This window comes from Spongiibacter pelagi (assembly GCF_014705705.1).
In the GTDB taxonomy this organism is placed as follows: domain Bacteria; phylum Pseudomonadota; class Gammaproteobacteria; order Pseudomonadales; family Spongiibacteraceae; genus Spongiibacter; species Spongiibacter pelagi.
In genome coordinates, this window is sequence record NZ_JACXLD010000006.1 from 91,674 (window position 1) to 109,247 (window position 17,574).

At 51.8% G+C, this 17,574-nt stretch carries 14 protein-coding genes; 12 read left to right on the forward strand and 2 right to left on the reverse strand.

What is annotated here, in order from left to right; genetic code table 11:
- Positions 1 to 153 precede the first annotated feature (153 nt).
- The 6 genes from edd (at position 154) to IB286_RS11355 (ending at position 5,469) form a co-directional block, all read left to right on the forward strand.
- Complete coding sequence (gene edd, locus IB286_RS11330; protein ID WP_190765609.1) at positions 154 to 1,965, forward strand: phosphogluconate dehydratase; 1,812 nt, start codon at positions 154 to 156, stop codon at positions 1,963 to 1,965.
- A 24-nt stretch (positions 1,966 to 1,989) separates the two neighbouring features.
- The gene (pgl, locus tag IB286_RS11335) at positions 1,990 to 2,700 is read left to right on the forward strand and encodes a 6-phosphogluconolactonase (RefSeq protein ID WP_190765611.1); all 711 of its coding nucleotides are present in this window, start codon (positions 1,990 to 1,992) and stop codon (positions 2,698 to 2,700) included.
- Positions 2,701 to 2,736: 36 nt separating this feature from the next.
- Positions 2,737 to 3,363 carry a bifunctional 4-hydroxy-2-oxoglutarate aldolase/2-dehydro-3-deoxy-phosphogluconate aldolase gene (locus tag IB286_RS11340; protein ID WP_190765613.1) on the forward strand — a complete coding sequence of 209 codons (627 nt, stop codon included), beginning with the start codon at positions 2,737 to 2,739 and terminating at the stop codon, positions 3,361 to 3,363.
- Between the two features lie 67 nt (positions 3,364 to 3,430).
- Positions 3,431 to 4,408, forward strand: a complete 978-nt coding sequence (gene glk, locus IB286_RS11345; RefSeq protein WP_190765615.1) for a glucokinase — start codon at positions 3,431 to 3,433, stop codon at positions 4,406 to 4,408.
- Positions 4,401 to 4,823 carry a PaaI family thioesterase gene (locus IB286_RS11350; RefSeq protein WP_223826330.1) on the forward strand — a complete coding sequence of 141 codons (423 nt, stop codon included), beginning with the start codon at positions 4,401 to 4,403 and terminating at the stop codon, positions 4,821 to 4,823. The genes glk and IB286_RS11350 overlap by 8 nt, the downstream gene beginning before the upstream one ends.
- Positions 4,824 to 4,899: 76 nt before the next feature.
- The gene (locus IB286_RS11355; protein ID WP_190765617.1) at positions 4,900 to 5,469 is read left to right on the forward strand and encodes an HD domain-containing protein; all 570 of its coding nucleotides are present in this window, start codon (positions 4,900 to 4,902) and stop codon (positions 5,467 to 5,469) included.
- 2 nt (positions 5,470 to 5,471) lie between these two features.
- Here the strand turns inward: IB286_RS11355 and IB286_RS11360 are convergent, their stop codons facing one another.
- A complete protein-coding gene (locus IB286_RS11360; protein ID WP_190765619.1) occupies positions 5,472 to 6,467 on the reverse strand; it encodes an AraC family transcriptional regulator in 996 nt (331 codons plus the stop codon).
- Between the two features lie 129 nt (positions 6,468 to 6,596).
- Between IB286_RS11360 and IB286_RS11365 the strand changes: the two genes are divergently transcribed.
- The 3 genes from IB286_RS11365 (at position 6,597) to IB286_RS11375 (ending at position 11,542) form a co-directional block, all read left to right on the forward strand.
- Positions 6,597 to 7,748: an acyl-CoA dehydrogenase family protein gene (locus IB286_RS11365; protein ID WP_190765621.1), complete on the forward strand. Its 1,152-nt coding sequence runs from the start codon at positions 6,597 to 6,599 to the stop codon at positions 7,746 to 7,748.
- A 19-nt stretch (positions 7,749 to 7,767) separates the two neighbouring features.
- Entirely contained in the window at positions 7,768 to 8,895 is a 1,128-nt protein-coding gene (locus tag IB286_RS11370) for a thiolase family protein (RefSeq protein ID WP_190765623.1), read from the forward strand.
- A 193-nt stretch (positions 8,896 to 9,088) separates the two neighbouring features.
- Positions 9,089 to 11,542, forward strand: a complete 2,454-nt coding sequence (locus IB286_RS11375) for a CHAT domain-containing protein (RefSeq protein ID WP_190765625.1) — start codon at positions 9,089 to 9,091, stop codon at positions 11,540 to 11,542.
- 104 nt (positions 11,543 to 11,646) lie between these two features.
- Here IB286_RS11375 and IB286_RS11380 read toward each other — a convergent pair whose 3' ends face one another.
- Positions 11,647 to 12,450 (reverse strand): acyl-CoA thioesterase, encoded by an 804-nt coding sequence (locus IB286_RS11380; protein ID WP_190765627.1) that lies wholly within the window; start codon positions 12,448 to 12,450, stop codon positions 11,647 to 11,649.
- Between the two features lie 202 nt (positions 12,451 to 12,652).
- On the opposite strand from IB286_RS11380, the gene trxC reads away from it, so the two are divergent.
- The 3 genes from trxC to IB286_RS11395 all read left to right on the forward strand — a co-directional run bounded on the left by trxC (position 12,653) and on the right by IB286_RS11395 (position 17,518).
- Positions 12,653 to 13,096: a thioredoxin TrxC gene (gene trxC / locus IB286_RS11385; RefSeq protein ID WP_190765629.1), complete on the forward strand. Its 444-nt coding sequence runs from the start codon at positions 12,653 to 12,655 to the stop codon at positions 13,094 to 13,096.
- A 36-nt stretch (positions 13,097 to 13,132) separates the two neighbouring features.
- Positions 13,133 to 15,688, forward strand: a complete 2,556-nt coding sequence (gene hrpB, locus IB286_RS11390) for an ATP-dependent helicase HrpB (RefSeq protein WP_190765631.1) — start codon at positions 13,133 to 13,135, stop codon at positions 15,686 to 15,688.
- A gap of 210 nt (positions 15,689 to 15,898) precedes the next feature.
- Entirely contained in the window at positions 15,899 to 17,518 is a 1,620-nt protein-coding gene (locus IB286_RS11395; RefSeq protein WP_190765633.1) for a long-chain-fatty-acid--CoA ligase, read from the forward strand.
- Positions 17,519 to 17,574 lie beyond the last annotated feature (56 nt).

The following is a 17,574-nucleotide window of genomic DNA, read 5'->3' on the forward strand; positions in this document are numbered from 1 at the left end:
GGATTGAAATGGATTAAACAGCCTAATGCGGTCATAAGGGTAGAAATTCATTTGGCTAGTCTCGTATAGTGTTTCTACAGGCTTATGCCCACGAATTTGTCGGGCCATTTGCACCCGCGAGTCGCATTCCTGCTGAATTAAGGAGGCTCCACCTTGCATCACCGAGTTGCCGAAGTCACCCAGCGTATTATCGAGCGCAGCCAATCTGCGCGTGAACACTATCTGAATAAAATCCGCAGCGCCCATCACAATGGGCCAGCCCGTGGTCGCTTGTCCTGTGGCAATTTAGCCCACGGTTTTGCGGCAAGTGATGCCCACGACAAACCCCTGTTAGCGGTCGATCGGGTTGCCAATTACGCAATTGTTTCTGCTTACAACGATATGCTCTCTGCACACCAGCCCTATGCCACCTATCCCGAGCAAATTAAATCGGCTGCCCGGGAGTTGGGCGCGGTGGTGCAATTTGCTGGTGGTGTTCCCGCCATGTGCGATGGCGTGACTCAGGGTCGAGATGGCATGGAGCTATCGTTATTCAGCCGCGACAATATTGCCATGGCCACTGGTGTGGCGCTTTCCCACGATATGTTTGATGGTGTGTTCTGTCTGGGTATCTGCGACAAAATTGTACCGGGGCTGGCTATTGGCGCGCTGGCTTTTGGGCATTTGCCTTGCGTTTTTGTGCCTGCTGGGCCGATGGCATCCGGCTTGGCGAATGCAGAAAAAGGGCGGATTCGGCAGCTCTATGCCGAGGGCAAAGTCGGTAGAGAAGAGCTATTAAAAGCGGAAAGTGCGTCCTATCACAGCGCCGGCACTTGCACCTTTTACGGTACGGCCAACAGCAATCAAATGCTGATGGAAATTATGGGGATGCAATTGGCGGGCAGTGCTTTTGTGCATCCCAATACGCCCCTGCGAGCGGCTTTAACACAGGCGGCGGTGAAGCGCCTCGATGAACTGTCCCCCCTCAGTAATGGCTTTATGCCGCTGGGCGAGATGATCGACGAGAAGAGTATTGTTAATGGCATTGTTGGCTTATTAGCGACCGGCGGCTCGACCAATCACACTATTCATTTAATCGCGATTGCTCGCGCTGCGGGCATTTTGATCAACTGGCAGGATATGGCCGATCTCTCATCGGTGGTGCCTTTACTGTGTCGGATTTATCCTAACGGTCAGGCCGATGTGAATCATTTTCAGGCTGCTGGCGGTATGGCGTTGTTGATTCGTGAGCTGCTGGATAACGGCCTTTTACACGATGACGTTGCTACGGTTATGGGCGAGGGTGGTTTGCGTCGCTATTGTGAAGAACCGTTTTTGAATCCTGAAGGAAAAATCGAATGGCGTGCTGCGCCAGAGCAAAGTTTAGATCCCGCCGTGCTTAGCTCGGTCGCGCAGGCGTTCAGTGCTGAGGGCGGCCTGCGTTTGCTGACGGGTAACTTAGGGCGTGCGGTAATTAAAACCTCGGCGGTAAAACCCGAGCATCGTGTTGTTTGTGCGCCGGCGATTATTTTTGAAGAGCAGGATGAAATCAAAACCCGCTTTGATGCGGGGGAGTTAGATCGAGATTTTATTGCGGTACTGCGTTTTCAGGGGCCAAAAGCCAATGGGATGCCCGAGTTACACAAGCTGACGCCAGTGTTGGGGGTATTGCAGGATCGCGGTTTTAAAGTGGCGCTCGTCACCGATGGGCGCATGTCTGGTGCTTCAGGCAAAGTCCCCGCAGCTATTCACTTGATTCCCGAAGCCTTAGAGGCTGGGCCAATTTCGCGCTTACAAGATGGCGATATGCTGGAGTTGGATGCGGAGCAGGGCACGTTACGGGTGTTGAATGATGCCGCCTTAGTGCGTGATGCGGCGAGCTATCAAGGTGGGCATGAGCAGGGCACCGGACGAGAATTATTTTCCGGCTTTCGCAAGCTGGTCAGCGATGCCGAGGCGGGGGCTTCGGTGATTGCCTATGAATGACACACCATTTAAGGAATGCTCAAAATGGTGAGTGAGCATTTTTTTCCAGAAACTTCGTTATTGCTTGATGCCTTGGTTGAGCGTATCGCCGAACAATTGCGCTTGGCTGTCGAGGCTCATGGTCAGGCGGTGTTCTTAGTCTCTGGCGGGAGTAGTCCTAAACCGGTTTATGAACGACTTTCTGACATGCCGCTGGCCTGGGATAAAATTATTGTGGTGTTGGTGGATGAGCGTTGGGTTAGTTTGGATCACCCCGCCAGTAACGCGGCGTTTATCTCGCAACATTTGCTGAAAAACAACGCAGAGAATACGCGTTTCATCGGCTTAAAAAATGCGGCAGCGACGGCCAAAGAAGGGCAGGCAAGTTGTGAAAAGATACTGCAAACGCTACCTGCTGAGCCCGATGTTTGTTTGCTCGGCATGGGCAATGATGGTCACACGGCATCCCTGTTTCCCTATGCGCAGGGCTTGAGTGCTGGTTTAGAAAACCAAAGTCCCAAGCGTTGTGTCGCTATTTGTGCACAGCGCTCAGAGGTGACTGGGAAGTTCACCGAAAGAATGAGCTTGAATTTTTCGTATCTGAGCAAAGCGAAACATAGCTTTCTGCTGATTAATGGCGAGCAGAAACGACAAGCCTATACTGCGGCATTGCAAGCTGGGCCGATAGAAGACATGCCCATTCGCGCCTTTCTACAATCTTCCGAAGTGCAGCTGAATGTGTATTGGTCGCCCTGAACGTATTAACCCATTGCTAAAATTAGGATAACGCCCGTGCGTGATGTTGAACAAATCTTGACCCGCAGCCCGGTGATTCCGGTCATTGTGATTGAGGATATTGCCGATGCCGTGCCCCTTGCGCGGGCGTTGTATCAAGGTGGTTTGCAGGTGCTGGAAGTGACCTTGAGAACCGAGCAGGGCTTGGCCGCAATTACCGAAATGCGCAGTGCCTTACCCGATGCCATTATTGGCGCTGGAACGGTGATAAGCGGCGATGATGTCGTTCGTTCCAAAGCCGCTGGCGCGGAGTTTTTGGTGAGTCCGGGTTGTACTCCGGCACTGTTTGATTCGGCAATGGCCGAACAAATGCCTTTTCTGCCGGGGGTTAATTCACCGAGTGAAGCGATGGCCTTATTGGAAAAAGGTCAGCGCCATTTAAAATTTTTCCCCGCAGAAGCCGCGGGCGGTGTGGCGATGTTGAAATCGATTGGTGGACCTCTGCCGCAACTGCGTTTTTGCCCAACCGGCGGTATTAATTTGAGTAATGCTAAATCTTATATGGCACTGAGCAATGTCGCCTGTGTCGGTGGCAGTTGGATGTTAGATGCAAAAGCCATTGCCAGTAAGGATTGGGGGCTTATCGAAAAACTGGCCAGCGAGGCCGCAGCGCTGAAAAGCTAGCGCTGATTTTTATGTGGTTCCCATTATGCAATTCAAATAATGCCGTTCCTACAATGCTGTTTTTACAATGAAAGTACCCACGGTTAAACCTCTGCATATCGTTGCCGATATTGGCGGCACTCATGGTCGCTTTGCCCGCGTGTCGCCGGGTAGCTTGGCGCTCTCTGAGTCGCATGATTTTTCCTGTGCCGAATTTTCATCACTTATTGATTTAATCAAAGCCTATCTCGATCAGTTAGACGAATCGCCAATTTCAGCCTGCTTTGCCATTGCCGCGCCTCTTGTTGGTGAGCAATTCCATATGCCCAACCGAGGCTGGCGTTTCGGCGCGGCTGAACTCGAAGCGGCGTTGGGCTTTCCCATTAAATTAATCAATGATTTCAATGCGCAGGCTTTGTCGCTTAAGTCGATTAGCGCTCAGGACTGCCAGTTGCTAGGTAGCCGAAATCCCTTTGTGGAAAGCCCAAGCGTACCTGCGGGAAACACGAAAGCCATTTTAGGGCCGGGTACCGGCTTGGGTGTGGCGGGTCTATTGGCCAATGGTTCGGTACTGGTCTCCGAAGGTGGGCATATCAGTTTTGCGCCGGTAAATGAGCATGAATATGCACTGCTTAATTTACTTTGGCAGCACTATGAGCGAGTGTCGATAGAGCGTGTACTCTCGGGCATGGGTTTGTCGAATTTGTACTGGGCAAACAGTGTGTTGTGCAAGCAAGAACAACAACTCACGCCCCCAGAAATCACGCAAAAAGCACGTGGTGGTGACCCCATTGCCTTGCAGGCTGTTCAAGATTTTACTGGCATATTGGGTTCAGCGGCGGGCGATGTTGCTCTGATGATGGGCGCCTATAGTGGCGTGTTTTTGTCGGGAGGAATGTTGGAAAAAATGCAGGGCTTAATTGATGTTAAGCTGCTGCGACAACGATTTGAAAGTAAAGGGCGCTACCGACCTATTTGTGAGCAAATTCCGCTGGCCATTACCCAGCGGCAACACGCCGGATTGATCGGCTGCGCCCAAGCAATATTGGATGATAATAATGAGTAATGCGCGATCACCGATGAATGCCGAGCAACTCGCGGTATTTTTTAAACAAGAATTTCCTCAGGCGGAAGTGTTGATTGAGCAGGCGGGCGGTGGTTTTGTGCGCCTGCGTAAGCCCATTGATGAACGCCATTTGCGCCCCGGTGGAACGGTCTCGGGGCCGGTGATGATGGAGATGGCCGATGCCGCCCTGTATGCCGCGATATTGTCAGAGCTGGGGCCGGTTGCCCTCGCGGTAACCACCAATTTGAATATTAACTTTCTCCGCAAGCCCTCGGCCGACAAGGACATTATTGCCGATTGCCGTTTGATTAAACTCGGTAAATTACTGGCGATTGGCGAAGTGACGATTTACTCGGTGGGCAATGATGAGCCTGTCGCTCATGCAACGGGGACTTACGCCATTCCCCCAAAATAAAACTGTCGTCTGGGTGACAGTTTGCCGCAGATAAAAGCGGTAACTTCTCGGTAATTTAATCGCGAGGACAACAATAATGAAAACCGAATTTAAATCCATGGTTGAAAGCACGCCGGACGATTGGAAAGTTATCGTTGGTGAGCAAATGCAGTTTATGTCCGGCTTGCCCGACCGGATTTTGCAGCATATGGAGCTGCTGGGCAGTGACTTCGGTGGCTTTCCCATCGACCGATTGCAGCACTGCTTACAGACTGCCGAGTTAGCCGCAGAAGGGGGTGAAGACGAGGAGTATATTGTCTGCGCTCTGCTGCATGATATTGGCGACACGCTTGGCAGTTTTAATCACGCCGATGTGGCGGCGGTCATTCTTGAGCCTTTCGTTTCTGAGGCCAATCACTGGATGATCAAGCATCACGCGATTTTTCAGGGCTATAATTTTTTCCACCATATCGGTATGGATCGTAATATGCGCGATCAGTTTGCCGACTCGGAGCATTTCCAGCGCACTGCGCGTTTTGTCTCGCTATATGACAACCCCGCTTTTGATACCTCCAAGCCGAAACTGTCACTGTCGTTATTTGAACCGATGGTGCGCCGGGTGATGGCAGCGCCCAAGAAGAGCCTTTATAAGTCGCTAATTGAGTAGCTTTAAATTGAGTTGGCTTGCCGATATCGCAGGGGAGAGCTGCCAGTCCAGCTTTTGAATGCGCGGCTAAAGGCGCTAGTTTCTGAGAAGCCAAGTTGGCAGGCAATCGCTTCTATTGTTTGTTTGCTGTTGCGCAGTAGGTCACAGGCCAGCTCGCTGCGCAGATTCTGTTTAATCTCGTGAAACTGGCTGCTTTCCGATTGCAGTCGTTGGCGCAGCGTGTGCGGATGCACGCCCAAGCTAGCCGCGATCTGTTCAATACCGGGGTTGTCGGCAAGGTTTTTACTCAAGCTTTGTTGCACTCGGTATTGCCAGCTATTGTGGCTGAAATCCTGCACAATCATATGCAGATTGGTATGCATCAAAAATCGTTTCAGGCTTTGTGCATCTTGCCTTATCGGTTCTTTGAAATAGCTATTGGGAAAGCTGAATTGGCTCTGTGGCTGATCAAATTCAAAGCGGCTGATATGAAATAAATAGCGATACTGATTGCGCTGTGGCGGGACGGGAAAGTTGAACTCCACCTTGCTTAGCGGAATCTGCCGGTTAATTAGCCAGTTGCTGAATCGATAGACATAAAACAAAAACGACTCATATAAATAAGGCTCAAAGGCGGTATTTTTTACCGGGCGCATTATAAAGCGAGTTTCGCGCTCGCCGGTCTCCAATCGAGTTTCTATTCCCCAAGGTACCAGTCGATAAAAGCGGGCCAGTCGGCGCAGGGCTTCGCCAAGATTTTCCGCGCTTAGACAGAGCTGGGTCATGGTTGCCCAGCTGCCAAGCGGTTGGGGTTCCTGTCCATAGCCGATCTGCTCATCATCACAGGCCAACATAATGTCTCGCACCAGGTTGGCATGCAGACGGCCATCCAGTGCTTTTGCATCATCTTGTAATCCCTGCTCGCTAAGCCCGTTCTGCATCAGCACGGCTTCTTTTAAGCGGGGCGGCAGATGTTTTAAGGCCGCAAGGGCAAAGTAATTGGGCGAGGATTTATTCATGCGGATTTGGTTGTTTTTGACTTTAATGACTATAACAAAATGTCAAAAAAAGCGTTAGGCGCATCATGGGATTTTCGGCGCAATCCGGCAAAATAATCTTAGATAAAACCAAGTAGAGGGTAATACCCCATGAATTTTGAATTGACCGAAGAGCAGCAACTTATTCGTGATACCGCCGCTGATTTTGCCAAGCGCGAACTGGCTGCTAATGCTGCCGCACTGGATTGCGGTGAAGGACAGGATGCGTTTTTTACCAATTTAAATGCACTGGCCGAGCTGGGCTTTATGGGCCTGAATATTGACCCGCGCTACGGCGGTAGCGGCGTGGGTACGGTCGCGTTTAGTCTGGCGATTACTGAAATTGCCCGCGCCTGTGCCTCCACGGCGGTAACGACTTCAGTGACCAATATGGTGGCAGAGGTCATTCAAGCGGTCGCTTCGGAAGAGCAAAAAAGCTATTACCTGCCAAAAATCTGCAGCGGTGAATATCCGGCGGCGGGATTTTGTTTAACCGAGCCAGGTGCAGGGTCAGACCCTTCGGGAATGCGTACTAGCGCAGTGAAAGATGGCGATGAGTGGGTGTTGAATGGCTCCAAAGCCTATATCACCAGCGGCGAATTTGCCGGCGTATTTGTAGTGTGGGCAGTGACTGATAAAGATGCCAAACGCGGTAAAGGCATTTCCTGTTTCTTGGTCGAGCGTGAAACGGCAGGGCTGGAAGTTGGCCCAGCAGAACACAAAATGGGTCAGAAAGGCTCAGCGACTAATCCGGTATATTTTGATAATTGTCGGATTCCCGCTTCGGCGTTGATGGGGGAGCTTAATCGCGGTTATCAAGTGGCGCTGGGCGAATTGGCCGGTGGTCGCATTGGTATCGGCTCATTGGCCTTGGGCGTGGGTTTGGCGGCCACGGATTATGCCCGCGATTACGCCTTGGAACGCGAGCAGTTTGGTCAGGCGATTTCTAATTTCCAAGCCCTGCAGTGGATGTTGGCTGATGCGTACACCGAGCTGGAGGCGGCCCGCTTATTATTGATGCAGGCGGCGAGCTTGAAAGAAAACGGCAAGGACTTTGCCATGCAAGCGTCTATGGCTAAATTGTTTGCGACTGAAGCGGCCAACCGCGCCTGCTATTCCGGACAGCAAATTTTGGGTGGGCATGGTTACAACCGCGAATACCCGCTGGAACGCTTTGCCCGCGATGTACGAATTACCTCGATTTACGAAGGCACCAGCGAAATTCAGCGGCTGATTATCGCGCGCAACAAATTATCGGTTTAATCCTTTTAGGAGAATCAAAATGGCATTTATTTACTCAGCAAAACGTACCGCACTGGCCGGTCTTAATGGCGGTTTTGCCAAACTTTCTGCCCCCGAGCTGGGCGCTGCAGCCATTCGTGCGGCCTGCGAAGTGGGCTTAAATATCGCCCCTGATGAAGTGCTGATGGGCAATGTAATTTCCGCCGGTGTGGGTCAAGCACCAGCCAGACAAGCGACTCTGGGGGCGGGCCTAAGTGAAAACACCCCCACGGTAACCATTAGCAAAGTTTGTGGCTCGGGTATGCAGGCGGTGATTACCGCAGTAGACCAGATTAAAGCTGGCAGCAGTCAGCTTGTGGTTGCCGGCGGTATGGAAAGTATGTCCAACGCGCCTTACCTGCTGGATGGTGCTCGCGGGGGCTATCGCATTGGCCACAAGCAAGTGCGCGATGCCATGTTTGTCGATGGTTTGGAAGATGCGTATTCCGGCAAGCTGATGGGGCAGGTCGCGGAACAGGTAGCCTCTGAATACAACTTTACCCGCGAAGAGCTAGATGATTACGCGCTGTTGTCATTAGAGCGGGCGCTGGCAGCGCAGGAGTCAGGCGCGTTTGATAATGAGATTGTAGCGGTTGATGGTATTGCTAAAGACGAGCAACCCGGCAATGCTCGCCCTGAAAAAATTCGTCAATTAAAACCTGCTTTTGCGGCAGATGGGGTATTAACGCCGGCGAACAGCTCCTCGATCTCTGATGGTGCCGCCGCTTTATTAATCGGGGCGGCGGGGCTGGGGGTTGAACCACTGGCTGAGATTAAAGGCTGTGTGCGTTACGCCGGTGCGCCGGAGCAATTTCCTGTTGCGCCGGTTCATGCGGTTAAGAAGCTGTTGGAAAATCTGGATTGGTCAGCAGATAGCGTTGATCTGTATGAATTGAATGAAGCTTTTGCCTTGGTAGCACTATTGCCGCATAAACTGATGGGTGTGCCGCTGGAAAAAATCAATGTGAATGGCGGCGCTTGTGCCTTGGGCCATCCTTTGGGCTGCTCGGGTGCACGTATCTTGGTGACCTTGATTCACGCCCTGCAAGCACGGGGTTTGAAGCGCGGTATCGCCAGCCTGTGTATTGGCGGTGGTGAAGCCACGGCAGTGGCTATCGAACTTTGCTAAAACGCGACTAAATCGTTACTTAAAGAACCTTTGATTACTTCCTGCATTCGCACTATTAATCAGAGGTTCCTTATAAATCTCTCTACTCTCTTAATGCCAATAGCGACTGGAATTGTGAACTCAATTCAGTATGCTATTTGTCACGGCTTTTACTTCAGAAGAACAGCAGACCGTTACGTGCTTAGGGAGAGATATGAGACAGTTAGCTCACTTCAAAAGGATCTTCACGGCGGCTCATCGCTTATTGCGCTCTAGATCACTGGTGTTTATAGCGGCGATATTACTCTCGGGCTGTGCCGCATCGCCCTACGACGAAAACAAATTCTATACTCGAGACTATAATCTGAAGTTCCAGAGCAATCTGGATGTCTTTAGCAGCTCAAGTATGCCTATTGCGCAATTTGCGCAGGGTTATCCCGGTCAGACTTACTATATTTGCCGGGCCCATAATAAATTACGCAATTTCTCCCAGTTTTTAACCTGCCGCGATCAGTTTATGAGCGTGACGCAGAGCGAGCTAAAAGACTACGTTTTCCGGCGCGACGCCATCAATATCATGTACGGCGAGTACCTGATTGCAATCGGGCGCTACGCCGAGGCCTATGATCTGCTCTTCGATATTTACCAGCGCAATATTGAAAACGGCGCAAGCCTTGCCGGAAATCTCCTTGGTGCTTTTACTGCAAATTGGGGTGAATTAGGGGCCCAAAATGTCAACGCCTTCGAGGCGATTATGCCTGTTCTGGTTGCGGCCAAGCTTTCTGGTAAGCACAAGGAATTTGATAATGCACTGCTGTTGTCGAAAAACTTAGAAGCCAAAATTAGGCGAAATCAACGCTGGGCGGCGGGCATGAGTGACGTCAATATGCAGATGAAAACCCTGCTGGCGCGCTTGGCGGTTGCGCAAAATGATTACGAAAAAGCCTATGAGGAAATTACCCGGGGCTATCAATTTGGCATTGGCAGCATTGTTCAAGCCGCCGGTATGCTCACCGGAGGCACCCTGCTGTATGAAGCAACGGGCGAATACGATAACGAGCGCTTTAATGTTGCCAACCTCAGCGCCTACTCAGCGTTTAAAACCGGTAGAAACAGCATTGCTAAAGAACAGTATCTCGAGCTGCTTAAATCGCCCATTTTTAACCAGCAAAAAAACTTCAACTTCCATGTTTATCATCACCTTGGTTTGATCAGTCAGCAAGAGGGCGATATCGAAAGCGCGATTAACTATTTTGAACAGGCGGTTGATGCGCTGGAGTCAGCGCGCTCTACCATTAATACCGAAGCCGCAAAAATAGGTTTTGTTGGTGACAAACAGGCGGTGTATCGAGATCTCGTGTCGGCCTTGGTGACATCAGGCCAAGCGGCAAGAGCCTTTGAATATGCCGAACGGGGCAAGGCGCGAGCGCTGGTTGATTTGCTGGCGTCGAAGAAATCCTTTGCTGGCCGTAACAGCGCCGAGGTGAATCAGGCACTGGCGGAACTGGATCAACTTCAGCTTGCCAGTCTTGAATCTGCGCCAGTAGACGCAGGCGCAGTGGGGGCAGAAAAGCGCGGCCTTAAACGGATACAGCAAACCCTGCAGCAGGAGGCACCGGAGGTCGCTTCGCTAGTTTCGGTGAGCACTGAGAACCCTTCAGAAATTCAGCAGCTACTGCGCAACGACGAAGCCATTATTGAATATTTTTATCACAGCCCTGAGCGGGGAGAGGCCGAGCAGCTTTTTGCTTTTGTCGTGACACCGGGGCAGATACAAGCGGTGTCACTGAATGCCAAGGGGCTTGACGGCGAGGTGAGAGAACTTCGTCAAGCGATCGCCAATAGCGAAGGGGAGGCTTGGCAGGATGGCGCTTTGGCACTGTATCAGCGTTTGATTGAACCGCTATCAAAAAGCCTGACCGGAAAAACCCATCTGACCATTGTGCCCCACGGCGCGCTTCACTACTTACCCTTCAATGTTTTACGAGCGGCGAATAATCAATTTTTAATCGAGCAGCATACTGTGCGCATGTTGCCATCTGCCTCGGTGATGAAGTTTCTCAACAAGGGCACAGCGCCAAGTCAAAATTTATTGGTGCTGGGAAATCCTGACCTGAATGACAGCGCCTTAGACCTACCCGGTGCACAAGAGGAAGCCCGTGCCATATCGGCGTTGTGGCCTGACAGTAAAGTGGTGCTTCGCCAATTTGCTTCTGAGACAGTGATTAAAAATTCAGCAAGTGCATTTAAGTATTTGCATCTTGCCTCCCACGGCCAGTTTGATTCGCAAAATCCGCTGAACTCGCGAATGTTGCTATCGGCCGATAGCGAAAATGACGGTTATCTAACCGTGCCTGAAATCTATGATCTGCAATTGAATGCCGACATGGTGGTGCTGTCAGCCTGCCAAACCGCCTTGGGTGATGTCACCAATGGCGATGATGTGGTGGGATTGAACCGAGGTTTTCTGTATGCCGGTGCCAAGGCGATTGTGGGGAGCCTGTGGGAAGTGCCCGATGAGCCAACGAAAGATTTGATGATCAGTCTCTATCAAAACTTGAATAGCATGGACATTCGTTCGGCGATGCAGGCGGCGCAAATTGCCGCCATTAAAAAATATCCGCATCCGGTATCTTGGGCGGCGTTTCAGCTAACCGGCGGTGATTAATTAGTGAGTTTGCAGCCTTGCTGCACTCACTACATTAATCAAAGGCTATTCTCTTATTTTGGGAAAACCCCTACTTTTGGAAAACCCCTACTTTTGGAAGACCCTTATTTTTGAAAAACCATGGCCACTTGGCGGGTGAACATTGCGGCGCGGCCATCGGGGGCCCAGATGGTGCCAAAATTATTGAAGTAGCCATCGCCTGCCGCCTGACAGCGATAGTCGTAATACCACCAGCCTTCCGGGTCGATGTCTGTTAATTCAGTAGGAAATTCCAGATACCAGGTCAGCGAGCTGCCAAGCGCCGGAAATTTAGCCAAATTGAATCCCGGTAGCGGTGGCATATCGCCAATGGCGATCAGTGATGAGGTACTAATTTCCGTGGGCTGTTTAAAGCGCAACCATACCCCGTAATCCGCATTGTCGGCTTCAGCCAAGGGTGGTTGGCCGTAGACAAATTTCATTTCAAAATGCTGGGTAAAGGCGGGGGTGAAGCCCTCGACATAGGGAACCGATGGACAGCTTTCCGGCGCGGGAAGGTCCTTGGGGATAGAGGCGGCGACTACCTTGGCAGGATTGGCTACGGCCTTACCAAAGGCGGCGTTAACCGCTGTGGCAACTTGGCCATCGCAAACTAGCTCACCTTGAATATGAGTAACGGAGCCGCCATCGCGCAGTAAACGCAGCGCAATTTTTTGCTCACCCGGTGTCGCTGGGCCAACAAAGCTCACCGCCATACTGCGCAGTTGGCGATCGGCGGAAACGACTTTTTGCATCGCCTCAACAATCACGGCACTACTCAAGCCACCAAAGGCGGTGCGGCCTTGCAACCAATCCTCGGGAATGGTCACTGAAAAATCCGTATCAGAATTTTTCTGAACGGATGCAAGATTATCGTTAAAGCTGCTCATGAAACCTCTCCACGGTTTTTTTAACCGTTACGGTTATGTGTCTAGTGCCTGAATGTAATCGCTGGAAACATGGGCTGTAAAGCCAAGTTCCCAGCCGGTAGAGATAAGTACCTAGCTTGAAGTGGCTTGAATAATGGCAAAGCGCCGCCATATCTGGGTTTAAGTTAGAAATTAATTCTTCGTCATTTTTCAGGGGCAAGCTATGGCAGAGGCACAAAAAATTCAGTCTGTGTGTCCACATTGTGCGGCGGTAAATCGGATTGATTCAACGCGATTGAAAGAAGCGCCAAACTGCGGCCGCTGTCATCAGCCCTTGCTTCCCGGTCAAACGATTGAGCTTGGTGATGCGGAGTTTTCGCGTTTTATTCAAAAAGAGCAATTGCCGGTGGTGGTAGATTTCTGGGCTAGCTGGTGTGGGCCCTGTCGCAGCTTCGCGCCAGTGTTTGCACAAGCCGCGGCGGATTTGTCGACACGTGCTCGATTTGTAAAACTCGATACCGAACGCGCCGTTGCCACTGCACAGCAATGGCAAATTCGCAGTATCCCCACGCTCATGATTTTCAAAAACGGGCAGGCTGTCGCGCAGCAAAGTGGGGCCTTGCCGCCGGCACAATTTCAGCAATGGCTGCGCTCCCACGGAATTTAAACGCTTCTATATTGGCATCGGGTAAAATGCTGCTCCATGCCAAGTCAAAACCCTCAAGATTCAATCAATTTGCCTATCTGTGATCTTCTGCCGGAGATTGCGGCGTGGTTGCATGATCATGACGAGCTGGTTTTGGAGGCGCCGCCCGGTGCCGGTAAAACCACCCTAGTGCCCCTGTCTCTGCTGGATAGCGACTGGTTGGGCGATAAAAAAATTCTGATGTTGGAACCTCGGCGTTTGGCTGCTCGAGGGGCGGCCCAACGCATGGCCGATCTCTTGGGTGAACCACTGGGTGAGCGAGTGGGTTATCGGGTAAGGCTGGAAAGCAAGGTTTCAAAACATACTCGCATCGAAGTGATTACCGAAGGTATTCTCGGCCGCATATTGCAAGACGACCCTGCGCTAGAGGATGTCGGCCTGCTGATTTTCGATGAATTTCATGAACGCAGTTTGGATGCGGATGTGGGGCTGGCCCTCGCGTTGGAGTCCCGCGCCTTGTTTTCTGACTTGCGCGAAGCACCGCTGAAAATTCTGGTAATGTCGGCAACGCTGGATGGCGGACGAATCGCGGGTCTATTGAATACTGAAGGGGTGTTGCGTAGTGAGGGGCGGCAATATCCGGTAGATATTCACTACACCGGCTCGCTTCGAGATCCACGGCCTATTGCCGAGCGAATGGCTGAAAACTTGCTGCAGATTTGGACGCAGCACAGCGGCAGTGTTTTGGCCTTTTTACCGGGGCAGGGAGAAATACTGCGCTGTGAAAGTCTGTTGCGCGAGAAGCTATACCAAGACTCTTCAGAAGTTCAGATTCTCATTTATCCGCTTTACGGCAATCTCAGTTTGGATCAGCAACGGTTGGCAGTTCAGCCGCCTGCGCCGGGGCAGCGTAAACTGGTACTGGCAACCACATTGGCGGAGAGCAGTTTAACCATTGAGGGCGTCTCGGTAGTGGTCGATAGCGGTCTGCAGCGGCAGAGTGTATTCGACCCCAACACCGCCATGAGCCGATTGCAAACCAAGCCTATTTCAAAGGCCTCGGCTACCCAGCGCGCCGGTCGGGCTGGTCGTTTAGAGGCCGGCCATTGTTATCGGCTGTGGAATGAAACCGAACAACTTGGCTTGGCCGAATTCAGTGAGCCGGAAATACTGCAGGCCGATTTGGCGCCAATGGCCCTGCAATTATTGCGCTGGGGTGTGGCTGATCCCACTCTGCTTTCTTGGTTAGATGCGCCTCCCGCCGCGCATTACCAGCAGGCGCTGGATTTGTTAGCACGACTGGGTGCGGTGAGCGCCGAACACAAGCTCAATAAGCATGGCGAGGCCATGGCCGATGTGCCGGTTCATCCACGGCTGGCGAATATGTTGCTCCGTGCCCAGCAGTGGGACGCCGACTTGCCGGGTAGTTTGTACCTTGCCTGTGAATTGGCGGCACTTTTATCTGAACGTGATTTTTTACTGGGGCACGGTGCAGATATCGAGTTGCGACTGATGGCACTGCGCGGCCAATACCGAATAAGCCAAGCTCAGCGCGGGGTATTGGATCGCCTGAAAAAACAAACTCGCCAATTTTTGCAATTGATGAACGCGCCGAAAATTCAGCCGGAAAATATCAGCGAATTGCCGATTGCGGCTTTGCTCGGGCTGGCTTATCCAGATCGAATTGCTAAATGCGGTAAGGCGCGTGGTGATTATCAATTGGCCAATGGCCGCCGGGTAGTGTTAGACGAGGCAGATAATTTGGCGGGAACCGAGTGGCTGCTGGTGGCCGAGTTGGGGGGGCAGCAGGGCCGCAATCGAGATCGTATTTATCGCGCCGCAGCGCTTAATCCCAGTGAATTTCAGCAGCGCCTACAAGCCTTGGTGGCAGAGAAAATGTTCTGCGATTGGGACGATAGTCGCGAGCGCTTTGTGGCAGAACAGCGATGTATGGTCGGTGAATTACTACTCAGCAGTAAGGCCTTGCCCGCCATTCCCGAGGCGGACAAAAGCCAGGCTTTAACTGCCTTAATTCGTCGCCGGGGTTTGTCAGTGTTGCCACTCGATGAGAGTGAAGAGCTGCGCGCACGGGTAGCGGTGATGAGAGCGCTAGAGGGGAGTGAACATTGGCCCGACTGGTCGGATACGGCATTGCTGGATACGCTTGAAGATTGGCTGGGGCCGTATCTGGGGCCGGTAAACAGTTTGTCCGCGCTGCAGAAATTGCCGATTCACGATTATTTAAAAAATCGCCTTGAGTGGTCGCAGCAACAACACTTGGACAGTGAATTGCCACTGCGTATTACCGTCCCCTCTGGATCATCGGTGCGAATAGACTACCGGCAAAATCCGCCGGTATTGGCGGTGAAACTGCAGGAAATGTTTGGCTGCGAACAAAGCCCTCAACTTGCCGGTGGCCGGTTGCCGCTAATGATTCATTTGCTGTCACCCGCTCGGCGGCCCTTGCAGATTACTCAAGATCTGGCCGGTTTCTGGCGGGGGAGTTACGAACAAGTGAAAAAAGAAATGAAGGGTCGGTATCCCAAGCATCCGTGGCCGGATGATCCGCTAGAGGCAATACCCACTGCACGAACTAAAAAGAATCAATATTAGCTACTGCGCTCATAATCTTGCAGCTCATAAATAAGAAGGAGCACATTTTTTTAGGCTTTTTTAGCCGATCTTTAGTTAGGTGATTTTTTCCTGAATCCGGGTTAACTTCACTCTGAGAATCTTTGTCAGCAGTGCTTTGAATGTTGGTTAATACATTCGCAAAAGCCCTGTTCTGAAATAAAAATAACCTTGATTGATGCGGAGACCCTAATGATTCCAACAATGATGGAACGCCCCCTATTAATTTCAGACATGCTGGAGTTTGGTCTGCGCGACCACCCAGAGGCGGAGATTGTTAGCCGCCGGGTAGAAGATGGCGAAATCCACCGTTATACCCAATTAGACGCCGCCAAGCGTAGCAAGCAACTGGCCAATGCGCTGGCAAAAATGAATGTGAAGCTGGGCGAAAACGTCGCCACGCTGGCGTGGAATACCTGGCGCCATTATGAAATTTACTTTGCGGTTGCCGGCAGTGGCGCGGTCTGTCACACGGTCAATCCGCGTCTGTTTCCTGAACAGCTGGAATACATTTTTAACCACGCCGAAGATCGTATTTGTTTTGTCGATCTCAACCTTGTGCCGATTCTGGAAAGCCTGAAAGACAAGCTGCCTTTGCTGGAAACCGTGATCGTGATGACCGACCGGGCGCATATGCCCGCCGAGTCCGGTTTCAAAAATCTGCTGTGCTATGAAGAATTGTTGAGCGCTGAAAGCGAGGAGTTTCAGTGGCCAGAAGTGCCGGAAACCAGCGGTTGCTCGCTGTGTTATACCTCGGGCACCACCGGTAACCCCAAGGGGGTGATGTACACCCACCGTTCCAGCGTATTGCACGCCATGGGCACGCTGCACGCGCAGGGTTTCTCCTTGAGCCGCGATTCCGCCATTTTGCCTGTGGTGCCAATGTTTCATGTGAATTGTTGGGGCCTGCCGTACTCAGTGGCAGTGACCGGCGCGAAATTGATTTTCCCCGGTGCGGGCATGGATGGTGCCAGCCTGTGGCAATTGATCGATGAAGAGAAGCCAGATTTTATCGCCGGTGTGCCAACCGTGTGGCTGGGGCTGCTTCAGCATTTGGATAGCATTGGCGCGCGTATGGATTCGGTGGAAACCGTGGTGATCGGCGGTTCGGCTACGCCGCTGTCGATGATTCGTGCCTTTGATGAAAAGCACGGCGCTTTTGTGTGTCAGGGCTGGGGTATGACTGAAATGTCGCCGCTGGGTACCGCCAATGTGCCGACTAAGAAAGTCATGGCCATGCCCAAGGAAGAACGTTACAAGCTGCAAACCAAGCAGGGCCGTCCCATTTTCGGTGTGGAACTGAAAATTATTGACGATGAGGGCAATGAACAGCCCCGCGATGGCAAAGCCTTTGGTCGCTTGATGGTACGCGGTCCGTGGATTATCGAGAGCTATTACAAAGCCGGTAAAACTGCCTTGGAAGACGGTTGGTTCGATACCGGTGATGTGGCGACCATCGACCCTGACAACTATATGCAGATTGTGGATCGCAGCAAGGACGTCATTAAGTCCGGCGGCGAGTGGATCAGCTCTATCGATTTGGAAAACATTGCCGTGGGCCATCCTGCGGTAGCCGAAGCCTGTGTTATTGGTATTCCACATGAAAAGTGGCAGGAACGCCCGCTGCTCTTGGTGGTACTGAAAGATGGCGCTGAAGCGAGTAAGGAAGATATTCTGTCTTTCCTTGAGCCTCAGTTAGCCAAATTCTGGATGCCCGATGATGTGGTCTTCCGTGACGGGCTGCCACATACGGCTACCGGTAAATTGCTGAAAGTGCCTCTGCGTGAAGAGTACGCCAGTCATTATCTGTAAGGGCTCATAAACCGGCATTGTTTGTGGCGGGGTTTGTCATTTCGGTGACGCCTCGG

What these genes read in the sequence shown, in the direction of transcription:
- pgl (WP_190765611.1), top strand. Translation starts at nt 1,990, where the DNA reads ATGGTGAGTGAGCATTTTTTTCCAGAAACTTCGTTATTGCTTGATGCC.
- glk (WP_190765615.1), top strand. Translation starts at nt 3,431, where the DNA reads ATGAAAGTACCCACGGTTAAACCTCTGCATATCGTTGCCGATATTGGC.
- IB286_RS11350 (WP_223826330.1), top strand. Translation starts at nt 4,401, where the DNA reads ATGAGTAATGCGCGATCACCGATGAATGCCGAGCAACTCGCGGTATTT.
- IB286_RS11355 (WP_190765617.1), top strand. Translation starts at nt 4,900, where the DNA reads ATGAAAACCGAATTTAAATCCATGGTTGAAAGCACGCCGGACGATTGG.
- IB286_RS11360 (WP_190765619.1), bottom strand. Translation starts at nt 6,467, where the DNA reads ATGAATAAATCCTCGCCCAATTACTTTGCCCTTGCGGCCTTAAAACAT.
- IB286_RS11365 (WP_190765621.1), top strand. Translation starts at nt 6,597, where the DNA reads ATGAATTTTGAATTGACCGAAGAGCAGCAACTTATTCGTGATACCGCC.
- IB286_RS11370 (WP_190765623.1), top strand. Translation starts at nt 7,768, where the DNA reads ATGGCATTTATTTACTCAGCAAAACGTACCGCACTGGCCGGTCTTAAT.
- IB286_RS11375 (WP_190765625.1), top strand. Translation starts at nt 9,089, where the DNA reads ATGAGACAGTTAGCTCACTTCAAAAGGATCTTCACGGCGGCTCATCGC.
- IB286_RS11380 (WP_190765627.1), bottom strand. Translation starts at nt 12,450, where the DNA reads ATGAGCAGCTTTAACGATAATCTTGCATCCGTTCAGAAAAATTCTGAT.
- trxC (WP_190765629.1), top strand. Translation starts at nt 12,653, where the DNA reads ATGGCAGAGGCACAAAAAATTCAGTCTGTGTGTCCACATTGTGCGGCG.
- hrpB (WP_190765631.1), top strand. Translation starts at nt 13,133, where the DNA reads ATGCCAAGTCAAAACCCTCAAGATTCAATCAATTTGCCTATCTGTGAT.
- IB286_RS11395 (WP_190765633.1), top strand. Translation starts at nt 15,899, where the DNA reads ATGATTCCAACAATGATGGAACGCCCCCTATTAATTTCAGACATGCTG.